We start from the raw sequence: 25,570 nt of genomic DNA, 5'->3' as shown, positions 1-25,570 counted from the left end.
ATCTCTCCTAGGTAATGATATCCAACAAGAGGCCGCGAATTTCACCGATTTTCGCCAGAATATCGATCGGTTCGGCCTGCTGGGCAAGGAACCGAGATGCCATCTCATCGAGGTGGCGATCGATCTTTTCCACGGTGATCAGCGATTTATGGCGACCGCGGCGGTCCCAGCCGGTTTGCTCCCGCAACTGGTAGGCGCCGCCGACCACCTGGGCGAGGAACTTTTTCACCAGTTCCCGGTACTTCTTGAAGTTGCCCACGGTCTGGTTCTGGGCCAAGGCGTTGGCCGATTCGTCAATTCGGGCCAGCATCTCCTGCAGGTCTGACCGGTCCCGCCCGGCCCGGGCCTTGTGCAGTTCAGACAAAAAGGCTTCCTTGTTCCCCTCGGCGCCGGCGGCCCGTTCCCCCTCATGGCCCAGGCGCGGGTCGCCGACGCCCGTGAAGAATCCTTTGATTTTCAGCCCATCGGCCATGACCTATTCCTCCTGACAGTAGGGCAGGTTGGGCGCCAATCGGCGCGCGGCGTCGATGATCCGGCGGTGAACCTCGGCGATGGCGCCGCCGGCCGCGATGGGGTGGATGCGCGCCCGGTCCTTCTCGGCCAGTCGGAGAAAGCCCCGGCGGACCCGCTCGTGAAAAGCCGCCTCTTCCAGTTCCATTCGATCGGCGCCTTGCCACTCTGTCCGTTCCGGCCGCCGCTGCCGCGCCCGGCCAAGCCCCTCGCCTGTGTCGATATCGAGCAGGAGCGTCAGATCGGGGGTCAACCCCTCGGTGGCCATCCGGTTGATCGCCGCCAACCGTTCCAGTTCAAGGCCCCGGCCGAAGCCCTGGTAGGCCAGCGTGGAGTCGGTGAAACGGTCACAGATCACCACGGCGCCCGAGGCGAGGGCCGGCCGGATGACCTCGCTGACCAGCTGCGCCCGGGCGGCTGCATAGAGGAACACCTCCGCCATGGGCGCCATGCCTTTTAAGGAAGGATCGAGCAAGACCCGGCGGGCCGCCTCGCTGACGGGCGTCCCCCCGGGTTCCCGCGTCTCCACAACGGGATAACCGAGTATGCGGAAGGCTTGGGCCAGCAGGGCGCCCTGGGTCGTCTTTCCGGCCCCGTCGGCTCCTTCCAGCGTGATGAACAATCCCGGCATAGCGCACCTGCTTCGCATGGTAGATTTGTTTACAATGATGGATGATGGGAAGAATGGCTCGACAAGATCTATTCATCAATAATGAACAACTCGCACAGTCCCGGATCAGCGGCGCCCTGCCATTGGGCGCCGGCGCGGCGCAAGGCCTCGACGGTCTCGGCGATGTCAGCGGTGATGCGCTCCCCAGGGGCGACCAGGGGGATCCCGGGGGGATAGGGACAGATGAACTCGGCGGCCAGGCGGCCGCGCGCCTCGGCCCAACTCACCCAGCGGCTGGGGGCATGGAATGCCTCCCGCGGCGACAACACCGTTTCCGGACAGATGCCGTAGGCCGCTTTGAGCAACGGTCCTGAAGCAAAGGCGCTGATCCGGTTTCGCCCCGCAACGGCCCCATAATCAGCCTCAAGCGACAGATCTCGAAAGGCCGCCCGCAAGCGGGCGTCCGCGTCAGGGGAGTCAAAGGGAGAGAGCAAAAAGAGCAGATAATTCGGTCCAGCCAGTTCGGCTTCGATTCCATGGGCCCGCCGCAACCACTTGCGCGCCGCGTAGCCGGATGGCATGGCCCCGCGCAGCACCACGAGCAGGCGCGTCGGATCCCAACCGGAGACGGCCGGATGATTGATTATTTCTTCGCCCCAACAAAAAATTCCTTTGAGATGATTGAGGTCTTTGCGCAGTCTTTGCGCCCGCTCAACAGTCCTGTGCCAGAGCCCCTCACCCTCTTCCTCCATCCGGCAGCGGGCCTCATCGAGGGAAGCCATCAGCAGGTAAGAAGGGCTGGTCGTCTGCAAGAGGGCCAACGCGCGAGCGACGGCCTGGCCGTCTGTGCCGCCTGCGGCGCTAGCGCCGATATGGAGCATCGCCGCCTGGGTGAGGACGGGCAGGGTCTTGTGGCTGCCGTGAACGACGGCATGGGCGCCGAGGCGCAAGGCCGAGTCGGGCAGCCGCGATGAAAATACATAGGCCGCGCCATGGGCCTCATCGACCCAGAGGGCCGCCCCTTGCCGCTCGGCGGCTTGCCGCCAGGGGGTCAGGTCCTCCGCCGTTCCCCAATAAGAGGGGCGCAAGGCCAGCAGGGCCGTCGCACCCTCGGCAGCCGTCTCCAGGCCGGAGGAATCAACGGCGAAGGGAAGTCCCGTCTCCCTTTCACAGAGCGGCGGAAGGTAGCGGGGAACGGCCCCGCTCAGGACCAGGCCGCCGAACACGGAACGGTGGCTGTGCCGGGGCAGCGCGAGGCGATCACCCGGCCGCAGGCCGGCCAGGCAGAGGGCATGGATGCCGACGGTCGCCCCTTGCACCAAAAAAAAAGTGGCCCCGGCGCCAAAGGCCCGGGCCGCCAGGCGCTGGGCATGAGCGATCACGCCTTCCGGCGCGTGGAGGTCATCGAGGCCGGGGGACTCGGTCGTATCGAGATGGATCCCCAGACCGGCCAGCGCCCGCCCGCGCCCGTGGCCGGGCGTATGAAACCCGAGCGCGCCCTCCTGATAATCCGCTTGCAACGCCTGCCATAAAGGCCGATCCCCCATCTTAAACCTCCCGCAAAAACGTTTCCTACTATTGTATCACGGGCGGCCTCCCGAGGCCAAATGGCGCCGCCAATCGGGCCGCTGCCAGAGCCGGTCCAAGGAGTTTTTCAAGGTCCGATAGGACTCATTTTCGGTCGTCCAGGAGGACAAGTCAGCCAGACAACGGTTGCAGAGAAAAACGCCGCGGATCCAGAGCCCTCCGGCGATCCCTTCCGGCGGCACCTGCCGGCAGGTGGAACAGCGCGGCAACAAGGCGGCTTCTTTCATCCCGCTCACCTCAACAAAGTGTTTCCCCTCATTAGTATTAACAAGGTTGTTCCGTAGAGAAACAGCCGGGCTTTATCCTATGTATCCGCCCGAACCATTGTTCCGGATGGAACTTGCCTCTTCGGTTCCATATTCTGACACGATTGCTGATGTTCCACCCTTTACAGGTGGGCGCTCGCTCGGGTATAGTGAAGCGGGGAGGTGTGTGGCATGACCATCGTCGGGATTGATTCGATCCGCCAGCAGATTCAGGCGCAGTGTCCCAAGGGACAGTCCTTTGCTGATTTCTCCGATTCTCTGGCAGCCGCCATCAAGGCGCAGGCCCTCGGCCAGAACGTCAGCCTTCCCCCGCTGCCGGCGATCTCCCCTTCGGCAACCGTTGCCAATACAGGGATGTCGGCGGTCACTTCGGCCCTGTTCAGCCAGTTTGCCGGCGCCGCCACCGGCGGCCCGAACAGCGCCGGCGCATGGAACAACCTGTCCGCTCAGGCCCGCCCACAGGCAGGACAGGCCTACTCGGCGCAAACAAGCATCCACGCCGGAAAATACGCCGACCTGATCAACCAGGCGGCGCAGAAATACAACGTCCCCGCCTCATTGATCTGGGGTGTGATCAAAGCGGAATCGAACTTCAACCCCCGTGTCGTCTCGCCGGCCGGCGCAATGGGACTGATGCAGTTGATGCCCGGCACCGCCCGTTCTCTCGGCGTCCAGGACGCCTTTGACCCCGCCCAGAACATCGACGGCGGCGTCCGTTACCTCCGGCAGATGCTGGACCGTTTCGGCGGACGCGTCGATCTAGCCGTCGCCGCCTACAACGCCGGCCCCGGCAGCGTGGAAAAATACAAGGGGATCCCGCCCTTTGCGGAGACCCAGGCTTATGTGCCACGGGTGCTCCGCTACCAGCAGGAAAGCTTGGCTTCCCTTGGCCAAGCAGCCGGTTGAAGGCCGTCGCAGCGCGCGACGGCTTTTTCCTTATCCGGCGACGCCAGGCATATCGACAATTTGGCGCAGCAAGTTTACAATGTCCTTATAAAGCATGTACAAACCATATTCATTCAGTGACATGGAAGGGGCGGGAATCCTCAATGACCTCGTCAACATTGGACAGTCCGCAGGAAGAACGGGTCAAGCGCCTGGAAGAGGAATCGGCGGCGCTCAACCGGCGGCTTCAGGATGTGGAGTCCCGGACAGAGGAACTGCAAAAACGGGTGCACGATCTGGTGTTGCGCCTGGACGAAGCCATCTCCTTGAACAATCTCTTCCTGGCCTACATCGAATCGCATGGGTTGACACAGGATTTCAAACACTTCTCCGAACGGCTGACTCCGGCCAACGGAAAAGTCAATTAATCTGAAGCGGCGGCGACGATGGCGGCAGCGATAGCTGCGCCCACCTCGGAGCCGTTTTTTATTAACCGGACAGAGACCTGTCCCGCTTTTTCCCCGAGCAGTTCAGCCAAGGCGCTGTCCAGGGCGTTGGCGTAGCCGGGCATCTTCTCATAGAGGGAGCCATCGACAGCGATCGCATGGCGGGAAGTCAGGGTAGGGTCTTCATGGCGCAACGCTCCCAGGTAGGTCGCCGCCGCCAGGCGAGCCGAACGGCGGGCCGCTGCCGCCGCGATCCGCTGCAACAGTCGGCGTTCCTCCCTATCGCTCACCTCAATGCCGGCGCGCGCTCGTAGCCAATCGCCAACCCCGCCCAGTTCAGCGGAACCATCGGCCAGGAGGTCGGAGAGATCGGCTGCCGACAGCGAATAGGACCGTTCCAGCCCCGCCGACGGTTGTCCCCCGAAGAGACCATTCGTCTGCATGAGTTCGAGCAGGATCAGTCGCAGCAGTTCGCCGAGGTAGAGGCCGGACACCATCTTCTCGAGGCGCTGCGCCCCCGGCTGCGCGCTTTGCCGGTCGAGTCGCTCATCAAAGGCCGTAGTCGGCACGCCGTCAAAATTGCCTGACTCCATGTTGATCACCATGGGCGCTGCAAAGGCCGGGGCGAAACGGTCCAGGTAGCAGCTGTTGTGGCCGGTGCCAAGGATGGAGCCGATGCGAGTGTGGGGATCGCTGTAGGTGGCCGTCAGCAGCGTTCCCACCGTGTCATTGATGATGGCCGCCGGGATCACCCGGTCCTTGAGGCCTTTGCGGGCCAAGGCGTCGATCAGGAGTTGCCCCACATCATGACCCTCGACGCCGCCGGTGTGAAACTCCTTGGCCCAGCGGATCAGCGTGGCGTTACCGATGTTTTCCTGGCGAGCCGGAAAGGAAAAGGTGTGGCCGAGGTAAAAGCGCCCCCGATGATCGCCGATCGTTTCAGCGATCAGGGAGGCCAGAAAGTCAAAGAGTTCCTCCGCCGTCGCCGAGTGTCGGGTGTAGTCGTAACGCCCGTCCGCCGCCCGGACCGGCCGGCTGAGACGGTTCAAGATCCGGCTCTGACCTCCTGAGAGCTCCATCAGCGCCACGCGCACGTTCGTCCCGCCGAAATCGAGGGCCAGAAAGGTTCCGCGCTCTTTCCCCGTCGGTCCGGCCAGATAGGACGGCAGCATCTTCAAGGAGCCGCCTTTCCCCGCCAGCCCCTGTTCCATGGCATGTTGAAACCGGCCGGCCATGGCGTCCAAAGCGGCTGCCGGCAGATGCAGGCTGTCTTCCAGTTCTTCCGCCGCCAGCGCCCATCTTTGCATCCTTCGCTCCCCCATTTCAAAGCCAGTATTCCCTCTTCATCACTGGACAAGGCCGCTTCAATTCTTTGCCAGTTTTAGTGTAATACCAGAACATGCAAATGTACAAGCAAAAACCGGCCGGGGGGCCGGTTTTTGCTTTCGCCCATCGGAGGGCTTTTTCTCCTTGCCGGAGTATTGTCCGTTACGTCAGCGGTATATCGTGGTTCTCTTCATACCGTTTCAGCAAGGGATAGGCGGCGATGCTCCAGGATAGGGAAAGGATCGCCGAAATGAATCCGAACTGCAAGAAGGCGATCCACGATTCGATGGGATGGTTGAGCAGGTAGATGAACAATCCGCACCAGAAGCCCTGGCAGAAGGGGCAGCCGAGGAGTTTGCGAAAGAAGTAGTGGACTTTTTTGAGCCTCTCCCGGATGGGCTTGAAGAGAATAAAATCGAAGAGGAAAAAGCGTATGCTCAGGGCAGCCAGCAACTCGGCGGCCATCACTTCATCGCCTCGATATCATCGTACCGGTCGACGAGAAGCTTTAACTGCTCTTTCGTCAGCGTCACCCGGCCCCCGTCGTCGTCGGTGATGACGACCATCCCCTGGGAGACATGAACAGTAGGACAGCAACCGGACGAACACAGGCGCAATGTGATCATCGGATATCAACCCCTCCTTCAAAAATGTTAGAGCTTCCCATATACAAGATATGGGGAAGCCTCTCGGAGGGACCCTGAAAAATGGGAGATACGATTATAAAGGTTTACTGATCGTTAACTTGCCTGCTCTGCCCGGCGCACGGTACGCTAAAAATGTCAACATATTTCCTCATCACGGGGATTTTTACACTTATCGAGGGGAGTGCCGATGGCAACCATTCTGCGCCCACCTGCACCGCATCGCCGGGACTGGCTGGCAGACCAACTCGCTGCTTTTCACGCCGTGATCACGGACCATGCCCAATCCGTTATTGACGCCTATCCGCTCTACGAGCCGGAAGCCCGCGTCAGCCGCGACAACCTGCTGGCCTATCTCGCCATGCGTCGACACGACATCGTGGATCTGCAAATTGCCTTGGCCGAATACGGCCTCTCCTCCCTGGGCCGACTGGAGGCGACGGTCCTCCTGGGGATCGAACGTGTCCTCGGTCACCTCGGGGTGGAAACGCTCTCGACGGCACTAGAGCGACCCGATTCGGAACTGGCCCGTTTCTTGACGGAGTTGCGCTCGCGCCGCCTGCTCGGTCGCCCACGGGACAAGCGCGGCACCCGGATCATGGTGACCCTGGACACTGCCGTTATTCACCGTCAGGAACTCCTGGAAGAACTTCTCCTCAACGGGATGGACCTGGCGCGCATCAACTGCGCCCACGACAGTCCCCAGGAGTGGAAACAATTGATCGTCGCCATCCGCAACGCCGAAGACAGCCTGGAACAGCGCGGAGAGGGCGCCGGACGGCGTTGCCGCATCCTCATGGATCTGGGCGGCCCTAAGATCCGGACCGGGCCGCTCGCCAAGGAGACGCGACCCCTCAAACTAGCTACGCCGCGCGATCCCTTCGGCTCTCCCTACCGGTTGCTGGAGGGCTACTTGGATGCCGAGGCGCCCTTCACGCGGCGCATCGCCGATCCCGATGGCAGGGCGCGCTTCATCATCGCCATCCCCCGCCAGAGTGGTCTCGACCGTTTGCGTGTCGGCAGCGAATTGCAGTTTCAGGACACGCGGGACCGGCTGCGGACATTGCATATCATGGAGCGCGTCAGCCCGACGCGGGTGCGGGTCGGATTGGACCGGACCGCCTACCTGCAAGAGGGGATTCTCCTGTTCGGTGAAAAGAACGTCGCCTTCAACGTCGGTCCCATCCTCCCTCAACCGGTGACGGTGGAGGTGCGACCGGGCGATACCCTGCGACTCTACCGAGATCCGCTCCGGATGGGCCATCCCGCGTCAGAGGACAGCCCGGCCGGGATCAGTTGCACCCTCCCGGAAGCGCTCCACTTCGTCCAATTGGAACAACGGATCTATATCGATGACGGCAAGATCGGAACAGTCACGCGCCGCATCACAGATGAATACCTGGAACTGGAAGTCCTCTCCACGGCAGGGCCCTCTGCGCGAATCAAGCCGGAAAAGGGCCTTAACTTTCCTGACTCCCTCCTGGAACTGCCCGCCTTGACAGCGCAAGACCGGCAGGACCTGGTCTTTGTCGCCCATCACGCCGACGCCGTCGGCCTCTCCTTCGTCCATAGCCCGAAAGACCTGCTCGATCTCCAGGCAGCGTTGGCGGAATTGGGTCGTTCCGATATCGGTTTCATCGCCAAAATCGAGACGAGCGAGGCCATTCACCGGCTGGCCCAACTGTTGATCACTGGTCTTGCCTTCCCCAGCTTCGGCATCATGATCGCCCGCGGCGACCTGGCCGTGGAGGTCGGTTTCGAAAACCTGGCCCTCGTCCAGGAGGACATCCTTTGCATGTGCGAAGCGGCCCACACGCCGGTCATCTGGGCCACCCAGGTGCTGGAAACACTGGCCAAGACGGGCCTGCCGGCGAGAGCGGAGATCACCGACGCCGCCATGGGCCACCGCGCCGACTGTGTCATGCTGAACAAGGGCCCCCACATCTTGGAGGCGGTCAAGACGCTCTCCAAACTGCTCTGCGCCGAGGAACGCTGCCATCTGAAAAAGCGACAGATCTTCCGGGAGTTCACGTTCCAGCATGGGATTTTTGACGAGCCTTAGGCCGCACGGGGTTCTTGACGGGCTATTCGCCACAAGAAAGCGCTTGGATTTTGTACGAACCAGAGGAATCACCACCTGGGAGTTGACGCCGCCGATATTCCCCTTTACGATTAAATCGTCAGGGTTTTACACAAGATGGAGCAAAACGCAAACAGAGGGAAGGTATCGGGATGATCCCAGTTGTCTTTGTCACCTCTCAGGGCGACGTGACCGTCGAGGCGGAGGAAGGCGCCACCCTGCTGGAGGTCGGCCACGCCAACGGCGTCGACATCGAATACAGTTGCAAAGACGGCCGTTGCGGCGTCTGCCAGGTCACTGTGCTGGAGGGGGAGGCCAATCTGAGCGAGCCGGATATCGACGAGGTGGACGAGTTGTTCGACCGCATCGATGACGGCGTGCGCCTTGCCTGCAAGGCCCGCATCCTTGGCCCGGTGAGAGTCCGGGTGCGCTAACCAAAAAGCCTTTCGACGCATCCGATGGATAAGTCGAAAGGCTTTTTCGCATTCTTCCATAGAAAGCCTCAATCGGGCATTCCATGTTAAACATGTTAAAAAGGAGGCAATAAGGATGAGCGATCAAGGCTACGCCTTTCAGGAGAATACCAAGTACTTTCCCGACCGGATGCCGGAGCGACCCAAGGTCAAGCGCCCCGGGAGCATCAAGGAGTGCGCCGGCGGCCTCTTCCCCATCGAAATGTACGCCGCTGTCAACCGGGTAGAGGGGCTGTCGCCGGGCCTCTACCACTACAGCGTCCCCCAGCACGGTCTATGTGTGCTGAAACGGGGCGATCGGGGCGATGCCCTGGCAGAAGCCGCTCTCGGCCAGCGCATGGTGGCCGAGGGCAGCGTGACCTTGATCTGGACAGCGGTAATGGCGCGCACCTTCGCCAAGTACGGCGCCCGGGGGTTGCGCTATATCTATGAGGACGCCGGCCACGTGGGGCAGAACGCCTACCTGGCGGCGACATCCCTCGGCCTCGGCTGCTGCGCCATCGGCGCCTACTATGACGAGGCCGTCGATAGGATCACCGGCGTTGACGGCCGTGAGGAAACGGTCATCTATATGGCTGCCATCGGCAAGCCTGAATAGGTCACTCCCCGTTGAGGGCTTTTTTGAGGTTGCTTAGGTTTTCCCTTTGGAGGGCGATGTAATCCTTGCCTGACTTGAGGTCTTCTTCGGTGATCCCGTCCAGCGGATTCAACACAAGGGTCTGGGCACCGGCCTCCCTGGCGACGGCCTCGGCCAGTTTGGGACTGATCAGCGCTTCGAAGAAGATATACTTGACTTGATGCTCCTTGGCGAAGTCAGTGATCTGGGCCACCGTTTTCGGTGTCGGCTCTGTCTCCGGATTGACCCCCATGATGCCGATCTGTTTCAGCCCGTAATCGCGGGCAAGGTAGCCGAAGGCGCGGTGGGTGACGATAAACTCTTTCTTTTTCACACCGGTCAGGCCTTCGCGAAACTCCTGATCCAGCGCGTCCAACTTCGCCATGTAGGCCTTGGCGTTGTTTTCATAGTACTCCCCGTTGGCTGGGTCGGCGGCAATGAGGCCCTGCTTGATGTTTTCCACCTCTGCCTTGGCCTGCTTCGGCGATACCCAGAAGTGGGGATCATACTCGTGGTCATGATCGTCATGACTGACATCCGGCTTGCCCGCTTGCTTTTCATCCTGTATTTCACCCTTGTGGGCGTCTTCAGCGCGCCCACCATCCTTATGCGACCCTTCGGCATGCTCGCCGGCAGGCAGCCGTTCCAACCCCTTGCCCGCTTCCACGACCGTCACGTTTTTCAGGCTGCCGGCACTCATCACCTTGTCAAACCAGCTTTCCATGCCGCCGTTGACGACGAGCAGGTTGGCCTTCGCCATCGCCTCCATGTCCTTGGGCGTCGGTTCCCAGGTGTGCGGCTCAGCCCCCGGCGGGACAAGATTGAGCAGGTCCACCTTGTCCCCGCCGACCTGCCGAGTGAATTCATACATGGGGTAAAAACTAGTCGCCACCTTGAGTTTGTTTGCAGCGGGCGCAGTGTCGTTCTGCTTTGAAACCGGTCCTTTCGAGGCGCAACCCGCCAACAGGGCCACAGATAACAGCCCGGCGCCGAAGATATGTACCGCTTTCTTCATCCTGGGCTCCCCTCTCCTTTTTCCATTCGTCATTCGCACGAATAACCCTAAATAGGATCATTCTTATTTTATCCTAACACTTGTTTACCGTAGAAACAATACTTCCATATTCAGTAAACTATTTTTTCCGTTGTTTGCAAAAAAAAGTCCCCTGCGCCCAAGACGCAAGGGAAAGCTCGGAGATGATCATTGACCTCCACCCAGGAGGTATCCGACGGCGAATCTGCTCCTTCAGGCTCCAAAGGTCTCTCGGATTAGCCCAGGTCAAAGCCTTTGCGCGCCGCCACCAACCGGAGGGTATACTCGCCGGCGGGGCTCATCGGCTGCTGGACCAGCCGGGCCGCTTCATCGCAGGTGAAGGCAACGGCCTTGCCGGCAAGGGCCGGCGGGACATCCTTCAACGCAACGGAGACGGTCAGGCAAACGCTGTAATCCGCCTTGTCCACAAACAGTTCATAGCCGCGGATGGCGCTTTCGATCCCGGAAAAAGCGCTTGGCGCCGTTCCGGCTGCCTCGGCCAGGTTGCGGGAGAGCCATTTAACGAGGCTGAACTTCGGCGTTCCCTCTTGCAAATCCTCTTCCAGGAGTTCGCCGTACAGGGTCGCGCCGGTGGGCGCCTGGCTGCCGGGGACGATGGCTTCGCCGCCGCCGCTGGGCAGGGTCACCCAGGCATGCACCTTCAGTTCCGTCAGGAAGGCGTTGTAGCGGTTCACCTCGGTCGCCGTTTTCATGGTGAGCATCTCATGGTTGGCCGCCTGCAGCTCTTTATAGACAGCCCGGAAGACGCGGTGGGTGAACTCATCGGTGCGGAAGATCTGCAGTTCCAGGGCGTTTTCGCCAGCCCTGCCTGTCTTACCGTAGGGGTTGATGTGCAGGACACCCAGTTTGGAGCGGTTGACGGGAACCTCGCCGGAGGCCAGCCATTCCTGGGCAGCCAGCAGGCGGTGGTGGTTGATCCGTTCTACCAGGTCATAGATGCCGGAGCGCATGGGAATATCGGAGTAATAATGAAAACCGTCGAAGGACTTGTCCCGATGAAACACGATGTCGGGGTTTTTGGCGCGGAAGGCTGCTTTCAGGTCCTCCGGCACGTCGACGTAGAAGTCGCGGATTGCGTCGACGATGTTGATATCGCCCAGTTGATAGTAGGGCACGGGCTGCGTTAGGCTGAACAGGTTCCATCGCGATTCCTTCGCCCGGACAGCCTCAACCGGGGAACCGGCCGGCGCAGCCTTCGCGGCCCCGGCTTGCGGCGCTGTCCCGCTGGCGGGTTTGTCGGATCCGCCAAAAAGCTTGCTGAAAAATCCTGCCATAGTTATCGCCTCACCTCTGCATTCATTATACTAAAGCCGAACCAAATTTCCACTCCTGTTGATTTTATCTGTTTTTCCCTATATAAAAAAGCGGTTGAGCGCGCCTCAAACCGCTTTTTTCCTGTTCACTGATTCACTTATAAAAAATGCAAATTACGAAAACAGCTCGCTGTTGACCAGATTGGGCGGACGGCGTCCCTCCAGAGCGGCCTGGATGTTTTCCGCCGCCATCAAGCCCATCCGCGTTCTCGTTTCCACGGTGGCGCTGCCGATATGGGGGGAGACAACGACGTTGGGCAGTTCCAGCAGCGCCTCCTCCGGAGAGACGGGCTCTTCAGTGAAGACATCCAAACCGGCGCCAGCGATCACCCCTTGCTGGAGCGCTTCGGTCAGCGCCTCTTGGTCCACGACGCCGCCGCGCGCCGTGTTGATCAGGATGGCCGTCGGCTTCATCATGTCCAGTTCTTTGGCGCCGATCAGGTGGCGCGTTTCCAAGGTCAGCGGCGTGTGGAGGGACACGAAGTCCGACTGGCGCAGCAGTTCTTCGAGTGTGCAGTACTCAATCCCCAGTTCCGCCTCAGCTTTCGGGTTGGGACGGCGGGCGGTGTAGAGAACACGCATGTTGAAGCCGCGGGCCCGGCGGGCCACCGCCTCGCCGATCCGGCCAAGGCCGACGATGCCCAGGGTCGAGCCGAAGACATCCCGCCCCAGCAACAGTTGGGGATGCCAGGCGATCCAAAAACCGTCCCGTGTGAACCGGTCTGCGGCGATCAGGTTGCGGGCCGTCGCCAGCAGCAGGGTGAAGGCCAGGTCAGCGGTGGCTTCGGTGAGCACGTCCGGTGTGTTGGTGACAGGGATCCGGCGCCGGGTCGCAGCGGCGATGTCGATGTTGTCAAAGCCGACACCGTAGTTGGCGATGACGCGCAGTTTCTTGCCGGCTTCGATGACATCGTCGTCGATGCAGTCGGTGATCATGCAGAGCAAGGCGTCGGCGTCGGCGAGCATCCGCTGGAGTTCGCCTTTTTCCGGCGGCGGGAAGGCCGGCCAGAGGTCGAGGCGGGCAAACTCCTTGATCCGGTCGAGAGCCGGCTGGGGAATCTCCCGTGTAACGAGCACTTTCGGGCGCAGTGAATGGTTCATCGGGGCGCTCCTTTCTACGTTCAAAGAAGAACGAACACTATGATCATACCGTCCCGGGAGAGACTTGTCGAGCCGGATCGACCAAACATCCACGGATGCCCAGCGCGCGATGCCGTGCGTCGCCCTGTTGCCATGTTTTCGCAGGCGCTGTGCGCAGCCGAGCGCGGATACAAGAGTACCGTGTCCAGTTGCGACGTTCGCGCACGCCATACGATAATGGCGTGGCTTGGCGGAACGAGGGCTTTAGATATCGATCTGGGTCGACTCCTCCGGGTTGATGCCGAATGTCTCCGTGGCGATCCCGGCGGCGTCATGGGTATCCTTGATCCGCCGGGGCTGGCCGGCGAGTGGGACTTCCTTGGCAGCCGGGGTGTTTTTTTCAGGCAACCGTATCACCTCCGGCCTTAGGTTGCCCCTCCCTGCCGGCCCGCTTTCGTCTCAACTGCTCAGGCGTTGGAACGGGCTTGCTTTTTCGCCAGAATGGTAGACAGATAGGTCAGCTTTTGGCCGCGCAATTTTTCCAGGTCCGGCTCGATCAATTCCCCCGACATGCCGCAACGGCTGATCAGGACGGCCTGGTTTTTGAAGCCGTACTGTTCCAGGAGGTCGATGATCCGGTCGAGGTTTTTATGTACCTTCAGCAGCACCACCGACTCGGACTTGCGAAGCGCCGGCTCGATGTTGGACGCCTCGTCGTCGACAGGCACGATGGTGATTGATTCCTCTTCGTCAGCCAGGGGAAATCCCGCCCGGCAGGCGGCGGCGGTGAAGGAAACGACGCCGGGAACCGTCTCGACGGGGTAGCCCCGCTCTTCCAATCGGCGGGCGATATGGACGTATTTGCTGTAGAGCATGGGATCGCCCCGGGAGATGAAGACGGTAATCTTGCCAGTGTCGAGCAGTTCGATGATGGCTTGGCAGGCGCCCTCCACCTTTTCCTCATCATAGGCCCGGGGGATGGGGAGTTCATAAACCTCGGCGCCAGGGGACAAGCGATCGCGGACAATGGCCAGGGCGGCGCAACCGGTCCCTTTTTTCTTCGAGTAGGGGGCGATGATCGCGTCGGCGGCGCCCAGCAGACGCACAGCTTTCAAGGTGAGCAGTTCCGGATCGCCCGGGCCAACGCCGACACCGTAAAACTTACCCTTCATGAGCCTTGTCTCCTTTCTCTAAACGAACCCGGCAACCGCGGCTGCCGGACGCGCCTTCCTTCTGATACGAAGTGGGTTGCCTTCTATTATACTGATTATACTGCCATTGCGGGATATTTCGAGCGAAAATGGTATTTTTTCTCCAGGTGGCGCCGGTGGGCTCTAGGCGCCTCATCAGGGCATAATAACCCAGGAGGTGAACAGGATGTCGAAGGATAAAGCGCCGAGAGACACCCAGCAGCCGAAGGAATCTGAGCAGACCAAGTTTCAAGCGCCGGGAGAGCCGCGGGTGCGCAATTTGCCGCAAAATAAGTAGCCTGCCATCCACTCCGCAAGGGGTGGATGCTTTTTTACCGCATGTTCGCGGAGCGACGGGAGAAGCGAAGGTTATGCAAATTCGGCCAGTAAGGGGCGCAGGCGCCCGTAGTTTCGCAATACGCCGTCATCGAGGGAGATCTCGATCTCTTTCCGGGCAAGCTCTGTGAACTGCCTCGCATAAGCCATCATTTCCTCCGCCACCGGCCCGCTTTGAACCGCCGCCAACCGGGGCGCCAGGTGATCACTCCGGAGCCGCTCCAGCGTGTCCGGCCCCAGACGGTGCAGATAGACAATCGCCTGGAAGGCCCTCGACGGAGAGGAGGCGAAGAGCCAGTAGATGGGCCGCTTGCGGTAGGCCCTGATGTGATCGCCGTAGAATTCACTGCGAAAATAACGCCGCAGCCGTTCCTCAGCTGTCTCGCCGCCTTTGCGGCGGAGGGCGTCGGCCAGCCATTTCAGGTTTTCCTCGACCGTCTCTTCACCGAAGACGTAGGCCAGGAATGACCGCAACGGGGCGACGACGTCATCGGCGCCGCCCTGCTGATCGTCGATAGGGAGAATGCCGTCCGGTACAGGTCGAAAGGGGCCATATTCCCCTTCGTCGTAAACACCGCCGGCATAGATCAGACCGGGCCGGTCGGGCGAGTAACGCCCGAGGATACAGCCGACAGCATAGGAAAGAAAGGTGCGGGCATCCCGTTCGCGGTCCGCCCGGACGAGGGTGATGTCATCCTCACTGACGGACGGGGACATTTCCTCCGCAAGACCGTACATTTGAAGGAGCAGGGCGTTGATCCCTTCCTCATTGGCGCGCATCTGTTCAAATCGCTTTTCCGCCTCCTCTTGCCAGCGGGAGAAGGCCGCTTCCAGCGTCGCGGCCCCCTGCCGGTACGTCAAAAAGGGGTGGGCGTCAAAACGCCAGGAGTTTTCCCGGTCATCCCAATCCCGCCGGGCCAGCCGGACGTTTTCCTCGGCCAGGCGCTCGATGGCCTGCCGTCGCCGATCCTCGGGCGGGCAGTCGGGGATAGGCAGGGCGGCGATGTTGCCGACCTGGAAGTTGAGGGTCGGGTTCAAGACCCGCATCAGATAGAAGGATAGTTTGCTGCACAGGAAGGCGAGCAGGAACAGCCGGTCGTGATCTTTCGGAAAAAGGGATGAGCCCCCCACATCGAAGATGAATCCCGGCGGCGTATAGCGGACGCCGAATTTGGATGAACTGACAAAGGACCATGTGATCCCTTCCCGGAAGTACCAGTCACGGTTGCGGATCACCGAAGGGGCGTGCCGCCGCACCGCCTCGCCGTCACCGGCCCAATCGATGACATACTCCTGGTTCCCGTACCACTTGCGATAACGCCCGCCCTTGTTGTAGGGGATCCAGCGCCGCCCCGAGGCGAGCGCCGCCTCCGGCCCCGGCAGGTCGAATCCGATATCGGCAACATTGACCTCATGCCAGAGCCGGAGGAAGCGGTCGTTGTCGGCGGTGGCCAATCCTTGCTTGGGCTCTGCCAGGCGGCGCAGGGGCGGGTTCTTTGCGAATACCGCCCGTACCGCCTCGGGGACCCAGTAGGCGATGGGTGAGCCGGCGATGGCGAGAAAGGCCTCTCCGCCGCGATGGAGATACTGCTTGCCTGTCGGCGGAAAAGATCTCGGCGCTTCACCCTCCAGGTCGTCCGGGGCCACATGGACAAAAGTCCCCGCCGCCTTCGGGTCGCCTTTGCGCAGCACCGTCGCCACGGTGCCGAAGGCGATGCCCATGACCATGTTGGCCATATGGACCATGGCGACGATCCCGTACTCCCTGAGCAGATGCCGCCGGTATTCCTCGTAGGTGGTCAGGAACATCCAGGACTGCATGGTGACAGTGACATGATAGCCACCTTCAGCAACGAGGGACTCCATCCGTTCCATGAAAGCGGCAAAGAGGTCGCCCTTTGTCCGGGGGTAGTGGTCCCGGACGAAACGACGCAGTTCGGAATTCATGTTGCGGATGCCCATATAGGGCGGGTTGGTGATTACCACATCATAGGTTTCCGTCAGCATCCGCGCCTGCCGCAGCGCCTGTCGCACCCGGAGCAGGTCGGCGTCGCCCGGAGGCGCGTCACCCGGAGGCGGCGCATCGCCCTTCACCGTTTTCTCGTCGCCCCATCCGTCCTGTCGTTCCCTCTCGATCACATCGAGCCGCTGTTCCCAGTAGTCGAAATCGACTTTTTCGGGACGCAGCAAGGAGCCGAAGTGGCTGGCCTCTGCAAAGAGCGAAAGCAGCGAGGCCAATTCTTCGGGGCCGCGCTCACCCTGGCCAGGCTTGCCCTCGCATGGCTTTCCCTCAACTGATTCGCCCACACCTTCCCCTTCGCCCGCTGCATCTGTTCCGGCAAGTCGGCGTGCAATCGCGCGAACATCCATCCCTTTCGTTTCCTGCAATGGGAAAACCCTGACTCGCGGCGGCTGTTGAAAAACCAGCGGGGTCCGCTCCCTCGCTTTCATGAGCAACGCAAAGGCGGCGAGACGGGCCGCACGCTCGTCTACATCAAGACCGGCCAGGTTTTTCTCCAAAATGATCGGGACATAGTCTTCCGGGGGGATCCCCCGGCTTTCATACAGGTCTGCCAGCAGGTCGAAGGCGTAGACCAGGATATGGCCGGATCCGCAAGCGGGGTCGAGCAACCGGATGGACTCAGGCGTCCTCGACTCAAGCATCCTCGCTCCCGGTATCCTCGCTCCCGGCTGCTTCGTCCGGTCTAAAGGCTGTCCCGCTTCCCCCTCACCAGGCAGATAATAGCGCCACCGGCTGGTCCAGCGCCCTTGGCGTTCCCATTGGGCGCAGAGCCGCCCTAGTGAATTTTCGACCATGAACCGGACGATCCAGTGGGGTGTAAACAACTGGGTCGCCGCCGGGATATCGGCTTCTGCGATCTTGTGGGCCGCGGGACGGGTGAAGACCTCGTCTTTTTTCTCCGCCCAGTAGAACTGGTGCAGCCAGCCCAGCACCTCCACATGGCGAAAGTCCTCCTCCGGGATCTCCCCATAGAGGCGGCGGGCTACACCTTCCTTTTCCCAGATCGCCTCCGGCAGCCATCGCTCCGTCCAGGGGGGACCGGGATCGGCGAAGAGTTCCGTGACCGGCTGCAAGGAACGGCACAGTTCGATCATGCGTCGCCGCAACACCGCAGGCTCATCCCCCTGTTCGCCAAGACGAAGGCCCAGGTATCCCCTCGCTTCCATGAAGCGCAAGGCGCTCAACCGGATAAACCAGGTGTAGGCGACGGTTTCGACGGTGGATGCATCAGCATGAGGTGCTTCGGCATGGGGTGCTTCGGTCTTGGCTACAACAGCGTTGGGCGCATCTGCGTCGGGCGCGCCGGCGCCAGTAGCATCGGCATCGGCCGCGCCGGAGCGTTGGGCTGCTTGCGCAATTAGGCGGACCAGTTCCGCCCGGGCGCGGACGGCGAAATTCTTTAAGGCTCCTCTGTTCATCGACGCCTCCGTCTCATTTCCCTGCCATCCTTTTCGAAAACAAGGGCGCCCCCGTGAAAAACCTGACGGTCTTTCCGGGGGCCTTCCTGTTTCCGATTATCGTCTCTTGCCGGAGAGGGCGGCCACTTTTTTCTGGGCTTCCTCGTCGCCCTGCTCCGCCGCCTTGCGATACCATACCAGGGCTTCCTTCCGGTCTTGCGGGAGACCCTGACCTTCCTCATACATGAATGCCAGGTTGAACTGGGCATCCATGTGGCCCTGTTCCGCCGCTAGGCGATACCAGCGCACCGCTTCGGCGTCGTCTTTTTCCACACCCTGGCCGAGGGCGTAGAGGAGAGCCAATTCAAACTGGGCGTCGGTCTCACCCTGGTCAGCCGCTTTCCGGTACCACGCCAGCGCGCGGCCGTCATCGCGCTCGACGCCGCGTCCCTCGGCAAAGAGGCGCGCCAGGTATAACTGCGCCTCAGCGATCCCTTGGGACGCCGCTCTTTCGTACCAGCGCGCCGCCTCCACCTCATTGGGAGACAGGCCGGTTCCGTCCTCATAGAGCATACCCAGACTGAGTTGCGCCGGTCCGTGTCCCTGTTCGGCTGCGCGGGCAAACCATTCGACGGCCTGTTTTGCGCTTTGGGGAACCCCCCGGCCTTCCTCGCAGCGTAGTGCCCACTGGTACTGGGCCTCTGCGTCGCCGCCTTCCGCCGATTGGCGGAGCGCCGAAAGGGCCGGATCTTGGATAGCGCCTTTTTCCTTCTCCGTCTTCAAGGGCGATCACCTCGGATTCATCTTGTGCTGCTTCATCTTCTTCTATTTCATATCGGCCTGTCATTTTCCTTCAATAAATCAACCCGAGTGTTCGCCAAAAAGGAATGGAGACGGTGACGGCGACAAGACAGACGAAAACATATGCGAGAGACAGTGTAACCGTCTGCTCATGTCGGAAGAGCTTGCCCTCCGTATTCTCGAAAAGGGAGTGGCACATCCAGTTCTGAAAGGGCAGGAACCAGGGGTTGCTGGAAAGGAGGAGCACGAGACCGATGACAAAGGGACTGACACCGGCCATGGACGAGATGGGCGTGATCGAGAGCATGGCGACCAGCAGCGCCGGCGGCAGGGGCAGCAGGAATCGGAGCAGCACGATGAAGAGGATGATACAGCCGAAGAAGAGGTGCGTGTTGGTCACAAATTCCGCCAGATAGGGGCCGCAATAGCGGGCCAATTCATCGGTCAATCCGCTGGCCGAGATGGCGTTGCCCATCCCGAGCATGGCGCCGAAGGAAAGCAAAAAGTTCCAGTCCAGTTCTGTCCGGATGTCCTGATCGCGCAGGACCGAACTGCCGTAGACGATCAACATACTGGACAGGGAAACCCAGGCCGGATGGACATGGTGCCAGGGTTCAAAAAGAAAGCCGAGGATAGACACGATGATGGCAACAAGCGCCCGTTTTTCAAAAACCGTAAGCGGTCCAAGCACCTGCAGTTGGGCTTTGATGATATCGGGCCGCAGTTGAATCTCCTCTTTATGGCGATAAAGGGTCACGATGGAGAGGTAGGAGAGCGCCAGAAAGACGCTTGCCATGGGTAAGGCCGCCTCAAACCATGCGCCGAAGGAGACGGTTTGACGCACATCCTCGGGCAGCAGCCCCAGGATCAGGAGGCAGACGGCGGCGCCGTTCAAGAACAGGAAGGACATGTGACCGAATCCCAACAGGCAGGACATGGCCAACCCGATGGAGCCACGGCTGCACGGCTTTAGCCGGAGCGTCTCGGAAAGGGCCGTCACCACCGGGGCGATCATGGCGATGCGCCCGTCAGGCGAAGGAATGACCGGCGTCAGGACGGCGCCGGCCACGGTCCAGGCGAACGTCTGCGCCAGATAGTTGGGCGGAAAGCGACTCAGCACGAGCAGGGCAAGCCGGTAGACCAGGCCGGTTTTGCGGATCGCCGCCGAGAGGGCCAGGACGCCGACGACCAACAGCTAGGTGGGGCTGGAAAAACCGGAAAAGGCCTTCTCCGGCATGGCGCCGCCCAGCAAGACGGCAAGCACCGGCAGGGCCAGGTTGATGATGTTGTGGGAAAACAGGTTGGAGGACCAGAGGACCGTGGCCCCCCAGATCAGATCGATCAAAACGGCATGGTTGTTTTGCAGGCCCACGCCCAGAAGCAGCCCGTGCAGCAGCAGCGATGTGACGACCGCAACGACCAGGGTGAGTTGTTTGCGTCCCCGGAGGAAACGGGCGAGCGCCGGCACTTTTGCCAGCGGAGACACAGGCGCGCCTTCGAGGTTGGCTTTTTTCGTCACGGTGACGGCCCCGTCCGCCCCTGCGATTTCGGCTGCTGCCGCTTCCGCCTTTGGTCTTTCCGCGATGAGTCCGGCCGCGCTCGCTGGCGCCGCCATGGGCAGGGCCTCCCCGACGCCGGCGGCGGTCAGCGCTAGTTGCTTGGCGTAGAGTTGCTTGCCCGTCACGGCGAGTCGTCTGGCCAGGATACCGGCAAACTGAACGGCCAAGTTGTTGTCCTTTTTCAGCAGGATCTCAAAACGTTCCTTAGAAAGGCGCAGCAGGATCACGTCGTCGACGGCCACGATGGTCGCCGAACGGGGCTCCCCGGTCAAAAGCGCCATTTCCCCGAAAGACTCCTGTTCGCCCAGCCGGTTGATCTCTCGGCGGGCGTCCCCCTCGCCGAGGCAGACGGACACCGTTCCCTGGGCGATGATGTACAGGGAGTCGCCGAAATCGCCTTGTCGAAAAATGACGTCCCCTTCCCGGTAATGGACATCTTCCAGTTCCGGGAGCAGCTTTGCCTTGTTCACCCGATCGAGGCCTGAGAACAAAGGGATTTCCAGCAGTTCAATCCTTTTGCGAAACACAACTAGCCGACCCCACATCTCGTCGTCCCTTTGAAAACAAACATTCCTGATCCGGTTTTCTTAGGACAACAAGCAATTCCTGCCGGCAGGCCCCGAACAGAGGAAAAACCGCCTCAGATTGAACGCATCGATTCCTTCCGATTTCCTGCAGGCAACTCAGGCAGCACAGCCCAGAGCGCCTGCCGGTACTCGTCAAACTCCAGTTTCAACTGTTCAATCTTCCCATCCACGTCGTCAAAACGGCCCTCATGGCCCATCTTTTCCAGTTCCAGGCTGAGCAGCGAGAACCGCTTGGCGCCGAAGTTGGCGCCGACCGACTTCAGGCTGTGGGCGGCGATGACGAATTTCTCCGCATCCCTGTTCTGCCAGCCTTCTTCGAGGTTCCGGAAGAGATCGTCGATATTGCCGAAGAACATTTCAAACAGTTGTACCAGCGCCCGGGGGTCCCTCGGGTCGACCCAATCGGTGCGGATCTCGTCAAGCATGACCATGTCGAGGGTCTGGGCTTCTTCTGCCGGCGTTTTAGCAGTTGCATCGGCCGGCGCTGTTTCGGCCCCAAGCGCTGTCCCTTCCGTCGTCGCGGCAATGAGCGGCTCTGCCTCCACGGGCATCCACCGGCGGAGGATCCGCCACAGGTCATCTCGCTTGAAGGGTTTGCTGATGTAATCATCCATGCCGACGGTCAGGCACTCGTCGCGATCACCCTGCATGGCCCGGGCCGTCAAGGCGACGATCGGCGTGTGAACGCCCTTCTCCCGTTCCCGTTCCCGTTCCCGGATCGCCCGGGTAGCCGCATACCCGTCCATCACCGGCATATGGCAATCCATCAGGATCAGCCGGTAGGCCGCGCGCGCAGAAGCCTCCACCGCTTCCAAGCCGTTTTCGGCCACATGAGCGGTCAAACCGAATTTATTCAACAAATTAAGGGCCAGTTTCTGATTGATCGGGTTGTCCTCCACCAGGAGGATCGGCCCGTCGAAGCGCAACGGGAAAGCCCCCGCCGCCTTTTCTCCATCTGTGGGGGCAAAGCCGAAACCGGCCGGAATGCCGATCCAGTCATCGCCGGTATAACCCTCGGCGCGTTCCAGAATCACGGAGAACCAGAAGGTGGAACCCTTCCCCGGTTCGCTGATGACGCCGATCTGTCCGCCCATCAACTCGACGAGGCGTTTCGATATGGCCAGACCGAGCCCTGTCCCCTCATAATTGCGGGTGCTCGAACCGTCTGCCTGGCTGAAGGGCTGGAACAGCTTTTTCTGATCGGCTGCTTCGATGCCGATGCCTGTGTCTTTGACCTCGAAGCGCAAGGTCCAGCGCTTCTCCTCTTTGCGCTCCGGAAAGACGCGGAGGTGGATTTCGCCTTTATCGGTGAACTTGATGGCGTTTCCCAGCAGGTTGAAGAGGATTTGCTGGATCCGCACCGGGTCGCCCCAAAACCCGGCAGGAATTTCCGGCGCCAGGGATCCCCAGAGCAGCAACCCTTTTTCACTGGCCCGGTGGGAGAGGGTTTTCTCCACCTGCCGGACGGCGAGGGGCAGATCGAAGGGGCGGCGCTCCAACTCCAGCTTGCCGGCCTCCACCTTGGAGTAATCGAGAATATCATTGATGATATTCAACAGCAGTTGGGCCGAGAACTGGACCGTCATGACATAATCGCGCTGGGTTTCGTCGAGGCGGGTGTCGAGGAGAAGTTCTGTCATGCCGATAACGCCGTTCATGGGCGTCCGGATCTCATGGCTCATGGAGGCGAGGAATTCGCTTTTGGCCCGGTTTGCCGCTTCGGCAGCCTCCTTCGCCAGGAACAGATCGTTCTGGGCTTGTTCCCGCTCGGTGATCTCCTCAGCCAATTGGCGGTTCGTCCGGGAGAGGTCATCGGCCATCTGCTTCAACCGTTCGTTCGATTGGTTCAAGCGGTAAAAGAGCAGATTATAAGGTTCTTTCAGACTCGTCTCAACGATCGCTTTGTAGAGATTGTAATAGGCGGCCAACTTGAACAAATGGCCGAGAAAATTGGAGAAGGCGTACATCTCCGTATAGGAGGTGAAACAAAGTTCGGTGCCGACGGAGAGGACGAAAAAGGCGGTGAGATAGCGATACACCTTGGGGTGAAAATCTTCCCGCTGCGTGCGCAGAAGATAGATGGAGATGATCATGATCCCCGAGATCACGTATTCACTGACTTTCTTAAAGGGCGTCAAGCCTTGACCGTCGATGAAGCAGACGGGGAAGTTCTTCCACACAAATACGGAAAGCAGGAAAAAGACAGACAGGCCGGCATAGAACACAAAGATGTTTGCCGGCCTCGGTTTGCGGTGAATGAAGAAGATGGAGAGCAGCATGGCCGTGCTTTCGAGGTAACGGGCGATCAGCCACATCTGGGGCGCCAGGTTGGTTCCGTAAGAGGGGAATATCCCCATCCCCTGATAGGCGAGCGTATGGAGCATGTCGAAGATGGCCGCCGAGAAGCAGGCGATCCCCAAGTAGAGAAAGAAGCTGTTGGAGGCCAGGGCAAAGGTGTTGACCACGAGGATCAGGACGACGACGCTGATGCAGATGGTGATGAATTCAATGAAGGTGTGAAAGAGCGGGTAGCTGATTTCACTGAGTCCATAGGCGCCGAGACACAGCATCACCCAGAGAAAGACGGTCAAGCCGCTGCTCTGAGGATGGTTCTCGGACGTCGGCTGCGACCACTGCACAGGCGCTCTCCCCTTCCATGTCAGCTTCTCTGATTCTTGTTAATCATCCATAGCTGTTTTCGGTCTGTTTTCTGATTATGTAATGTATTGTTCTTATTGTAACGAATTCATTGTCGCCTTCATAGAGAAAAGATGCCGAGATTCCGCCTGGCTGGAAGAACAGTGTAGAAACAGCGATTATCGAGAAAAATGCTGATGAAGAATGTTGGTGAAGACTGCTGTTGAAAAAATTGAGATTGAGGCAGTGATTTGAGAAAAGGAAAAGTCGTCTATCCGTATCGCGCACGGTTAGACGACTTTTTTGCATATTAAATTCGCCGCGCATTTTTTTCGGCTAGGCATCTTCGTGGACGTCTTCCTAGGTGCGGTTTAGCCGAACTGCCGCAGCCCAATCGCGGCAATCGCCAGCAGGAGTCCGGCAATAACCGCCATGTCGACGGCCGCCGGTTTCTCGGAACGATAGTAGGTGCGACCCGGCAGGCCAAAACCTCGAGTCTCCATGGCCATGGCCATCCGTTCGGCTCGCTGCAACGACAGGTTCACCAGGGGCAGGGCCAGCGGGAAGATCGCCTTCAGCCGGGCCAGCGAGCCGCCGCCGAAGTCGTGGGCCCGCGCCTCCTGGGCCTCGCGGATCAGGCGCACCTCTTCTAAGAAGGTGGGGATGAAGCGCAACGACGTGATGAACAAAAAGGCGTAGTCATAGGGGACCTTCAGGTATTCCACCAGCGCCAGCACGGTGCTGCGCATGGGTGTCGTCAGCAGGAAAAGCAGGAAGCTGGTGACGATGGTGATCATGCGCAGGGCCATGGAAATCCCAAACAGCAGCCCCGCGTCGGTGATGGCTAGCCAGGAGACGCCGGCAATGGGGCCGACGATGACGTTGCCTTCGGTGAAAAAAAAGACCTGCAAGAGGATGAGGATGAGGGCCACCTTGAAGAGCCCTTTGACGGCGGCCAGCGTTTCTCGACCGACACCGGCGACAGCAGAGAGGCCCAGCAGGGACAAAAACAGGACCGACAGAGACAGGGGATCGCGGAGCAAGAGGCTGATCGTCAGCACCGCCAGCGCCGCCGAGAGCTTGGTCAGCGCATGCAAACGGTGAACCGGCGATGACGCAGGGACATACTCGATCGTCACTGACATGCGGCCGCCCTCCCTGCCATCGCGTCTTGGTCACCCACGCATCCCCTCGCTATCCGGGCCACGGCGGCGGCGAGCGCGTCCACCGAATCCACCGCTGTGGGAACGCCGAAGGGCGCCAACCGGCGGGCCAACTCTGCTGCAAGCGGCAACCGCAGTCCAGCCGCTTGCAGGGCCGCCTCATGGCGGAACAGTTCCGCCGGCGGGGCGTCAAGGGTAATCCGTCCATCATTTAATACGAGCACCCGGTGGGCGTACTCGTGGACCAGATCCATGTCATGGGTGATGAACAGAACGGTGTGGCCGCGCCGGTTCAATTGCTGCAGGATCGCCATGATCTGCCGGGCCTCCCGGTAATCCTGGCCGCCGGTCGGTTCATCGACGATGATCACCGGCGTCTCCATGGCAAGCACAGCGGCGAGGGCTGCCCGTTTGCGCTGGCCCCGGCTGAGGGATGCCGGATCGCTGTCCCGAAAGCCCTCCAACCCGACGGCAGACAGGGCCGCCTCCACCCGGGCCGTCACATCGACGCCGGTCAGGCCGAGGTTGCGGGGACCGAAGGCCACCTCGTCAAAAAGGGTCTCATGAAAGATCATGTGATCGGGGTTTTGGAACACATAGCCCACAGTCCGGGCGAGGCGGGCGACGGGGACATTGCGCGTATCCTGGCCGCCGACAAGAACCGTTCCGGCCGTCGGCTTCAAGAGGCCGTTGCAATGCTTGGTCAGCGTCGTCTTCCCGGCGCCGTTGCGACCGATGACGGCGATCATCTCGCCGGCGCCGATGGTCACGTCCACACCCTGCAGCGCCTCCCGCCCGGAGCGGTAGGCGTGGCGCAAACCGCGCGCCTCGATGATGACGTTGCGGCTAGCCGACGTATCGTGAACGGCCTTGCCGTGCACAGTCCTGTCGTGCGCTGCTTTGCCGTGCGGTGACTTGTCATGCGCTGACTTGTCGCCGCTTCCTTTGCCGCCGCGAATGAGATCCATCGGCTTTTCCTCCCCCTTT

The 25,570-nt window shown here is 60.7% G+C and carries 24 protein-coding genes; 5 read left to right on the top strand and 19 right to left on the bottom strand.

Features of this window, described 5'->3' with window-relative positions; translation table 11 throughout:
- Positions 1-7: 7 nt before the first annotated feature.
- The 4 genes from GTO91_RS05985 to GTO91_RS05970 all read right to left on the bottom strand — a co-directional run bounded on the left by GTO91_RS05985 (position 8) and on the right by GTO91_RS05970 (position 2,934).
- A complete protein-coding gene (locus GTO91_RS05985; RefSeq protein WP_161256343.1) occupies positions 8-472 on the bottom strand; it encodes a YaaR family protein in 465 nt (154 codons plus the stop codon).
- 3 nt (positions 473-475) lie between these two features.
- Positions 476-1,141, bottom strand: coding sequence for a dTMP kinase (gene tmk, locus GTO91_RS05980; protein WP_235919204.1), 666 nt, complete (start codon positions 1,139-1,141; stop codon positions 476-478).
- Between the two features lie 68 nt (positions 1,142-1,209).
- Positions 1,210-2,667: an aminotransferase class I/II-fold pyridoxal phosphate-dependent enzyme gene (locus GTO91_RS05975; protein WP_161256337.1), complete on the bottom strand. Its 1,458-nt coding sequence runs from the start codon at positions 2,665-2,667 to the stop codon at positions 1,210-1,212.
- 36 nt (positions 2,668-2,703) lie between these two features.
- The gene (locus GTO91_RS05970; protein WP_161256334.1) at positions 2,704-2,934 is read right to left on the bottom strand and encodes a sigma factor G inhibitor Gin; all 231 of its coding nucleotides are present in this window, start codon (positions 2,932-2,934) and stop codon (positions 2,704-2,706) included.
- Between the two features lie 210 nt (positions 2,935-3,144).
- Between GTO91_RS05970 and GTO91_RS18355 the strand changes: the two genes are divergently transcribed.
- On the top strand, positions 3,145-3,879 hold the full coding sequence (locus GTO91_RS18355; RefSeq protein ID WP_268894818.1) for a lytic transglycosylase domain-containing protein: 735 nt from the start codon (positions 3,145-3,147) through the stop codon (positions 3,877-3,879).
- A gap of 143 nt (positions 3,880-4,022) precedes the next feature.
- Positions 4,023-4,286, top strand: coding sequence for a hypothetical protein (locus GTO91_RS05960; RefSeq protein WP_161256332.1), 264 nt, complete (start codon positions 4,023-4,025; stop codon positions 4,284-4,286).
- Here GTO91_RS05960 and GTO91_RS05955 read toward each other — a convergent pair.
- The 3 genes from GTO91_RS05955 to GTO91_RS05945 form a co-directional block, all read right to left on the bottom strand.
- Positions 4,283-5,611, bottom strand: a complete 1,329-nt coding sequence (locus GTO91_RS05955) for a hexokinase family protein (protein ID WP_161256330.1) — start codon at positions 5,609-5,611, stop codon at positions 4,283-4,285. The genes GTO91_RS05960 and GTO91_RS05955 overlap by 4 nt on opposite strands.
- Positions 5,612-5,792: 181 nt before the next feature.
- Complete coding sequence (locus GTO91_RS05950; RefSeq protein ID WP_161256328.1) at positions 5,793-6,095, bottom strand: DUF1360 domain-containing protein; 303 nt, start codon at positions 6,093-6,095, stop codon at positions 5,793-5,795.
- A complete protein-coding gene (locus GTO91_RS05945; protein ID WP_161256326.1) occupies positions 6,095-6,256 on the bottom strand; it encodes a hypothetical protein in 162 nt (53 codons plus the stop codon). Before GTO91_RS05945 ends, GTO91_RS05950 begins: the two co-directional genes overlap by 1 nt.
- A gap of 208 nt (positions 6,257-6,464) precedes the next feature.
- On the opposite strand from GTO91_RS05945, the gene GTO91_RS05940 reads away from it, so the two are divergent.
- From GTO91_RS05940 to GTO91_RS05930, 3 genes are all read left to right on the top strand, one after another.
- Positions 6,465-8,336, top strand: coding sequence for a pyruvate kinase (locus GTO91_RS05940; RefSeq protein WP_161256324.1), 1,872 nt, complete (start codon positions 6,465-6,467; stop codon positions 8,334-8,336).
- 170 nt (positions 8,337-8,506) lie between these two features.
- The gene (locus GTO91_RS05935; protein ID WP_161256322.1) at positions 8,507-8,788 is read left to right on the top strand and encodes a 2Fe-2S iron-sulfur cluster-binding protein; all 282 of its coding nucleotides are present in this window, start codon (positions 8,507-8,509) and stop codon (positions 8,786-8,788) included.
- A gap of 115 nt (positions 8,789-8,903) precedes the next feature.
- Positions 8,904-9,425, top strand: a complete 522-nt coding sequence (locus tag GTO91_RS05930) for a SagB/ThcOx family dehydrogenase (RefSeq protein WP_161256320.1) — start codon at positions 8,904-8,906, stop codon at positions 9,423-9,425.
- 1 nt (position 9,426) lies between these two features.
- On the opposite strand, the gene GTO91_RS05925 is transcribed toward GTO91_RS05930, so the two are convergent.
- The 12 genes from GTO91_RS05925 to GTO91_RS05870 form a co-directional block, all read right to left on the bottom strand.
- Positions 9,427-10,458, bottom strand: coding sequence for a metal ABC transporter substrate-binding protein (locus GTO91_RS05925; RefSeq protein ID WP_161256317.1), 1,032 nt, complete (start codon positions 10,456-10,458; stop codon positions 9,427-9,429).
- 254 nt (positions 10,459-10,712) lie between these two features.
- Positions 10,713-11,771, bottom strand: coding sequence for a hypothetical protein (locus GTO91_RS05920; RefSeq protein ID WP_161256314.1), 1,059 nt, complete (start codon positions 11,769-11,771; stop codon positions 10,713-10,715).
- Positions 11,772-11,924: 153 nt separating this feature from the next.
- Positions 11,925-12,911, bottom strand: coding sequence for a 2-hydroxyacid dehydrogenase (locus GTO91_RS05915; RefSeq protein WP_161256311.1), 987 nt, complete (start codon positions 12,909-12,911; stop codon positions 11,925-11,927).
- 243 nt (positions 12,912-13,154) lie between these two features.
- The gene (locus tag GTO91_RS05910; protein WP_161256308.1) at positions 13,155-13,298 is read right to left on the bottom strand and encodes a hypothetical protein; all 144 of its coding nucleotides are present in this window, start codon (positions 13,296-13,298) and stop codon (positions 13,155-13,157) included.
- A 59-nt stretch (positions 13,299-13,357) separates the two neighbouring features.
- Positions 13,358-14,062 (bottom strand): precorrin-2 C(20)-methyltransferase, encoded by a 705-nt coding sequence (gene cobI, locus GTO91_RS05905; RefSeq protein ID WP_161256304.1) that lies wholly within the window; start codon positions 14,060-14,062, stop codon positions 13,358-13,360.
- A gap of 387 nt (positions 14,063-14,449) precedes the next feature.
- Positions 14,450-17,857 carry a BREX-1 system adenine-specific DNA-methyltransferase PglX gene (pglX, locus tag GTO91_RS05900; protein ID WP_161256298.1) on the bottom strand — a complete coding sequence of 1,136 codons (3,408 nt, stop codon included), beginning with the start codon at positions 17,855-17,857 and terminating at the stop codon, positions 14,450-14,452.
- Positions 17,858-17,953: 96 nt separating this feature from the next.
- Positions 17,954-18,619, bottom strand: a complete 666-nt coding sequence (locus GTO91_RS05895) for a tetratricopeptide repeat protein (RefSeq protein ID WP_161256295.1) — start codon at positions 18,617-18,619, stop codon at positions 17,954-17,956.
- A gap of 70 nt (positions 18,620-18,689) precedes the next feature.
- On the bottom strand, positions 18,690-19,829 hold the full coding sequence (locus GTO91_RS05890; protein WP_161256291.1) for an SLC13 family permease: 1,140 nt from the start codon (positions 19,827-19,829) through the stop codon (positions 18,690-18,692).
- A 3-nt stretch (positions 19,830-19,832) separates the two neighbouring features.
- Positions 19,833-20,723: a cyclic nucleotide-binding domain-containing protein gene (locus tag GTO91_RS05885; protein WP_161256286.1), complete on the bottom strand. Its 891-nt coding sequence runs from the start codon at positions 20,721-20,723 to the stop codon at positions 19,833-19,835.
- A 113-nt stretch (positions 20,724-20,836) separates the two neighbouring features.
- Positions 20,837-23,422, bottom strand: a complete 2,586-nt coding sequence (locus GTO91_RS05880) for an MASE3 domain-containing protein (protein ID WP_161256283.1) — start codon at positions 23,420-23,422, stop codon at positions 20,837-20,839.
- 369 nt (positions 23,423-23,791) lie between these two features.
- Entirely contained in the window at positions 23,792-24,565 is a 774-nt protein-coding gene (locus GTO91_RS05875; protein ID WP_161256280.1) for an energy-coupling factor transporter transmembrane component T family protein, read from the bottom strand.
- Positions 24,556-25,551: an energy-coupling factor ABC transporter ATP-binding protein gene (locus GTO91_RS05870; protein WP_161256277.1), complete on the bottom strand. Its 996-nt coding sequence runs from the start codon at positions 25,549-25,551 to the stop codon at positions 24,556-24,558. Before GTO91_RS05870 ends, GTO91_RS05875 begins: the two co-directional genes overlap by 10 nt.
- Positions 25,552-25,570: the final 19 nt, after the last annotated feature.

The sequence above is a fragment of the Heliomicrobium undosum genome, from assembly GCF_009877425.1.
GTDB classification, from domain to species: Bacteria; Bacillota; Desulfitobacteriia; order Heliobacteriales; family Heliobacteriaceae; genus Heliomicrobium; species Heliomicrobium undosum.
Note: the sequence above shows the minus strand (reverse complement) of the source record. Positions and strands in the feature narration are given on the sequence as shown.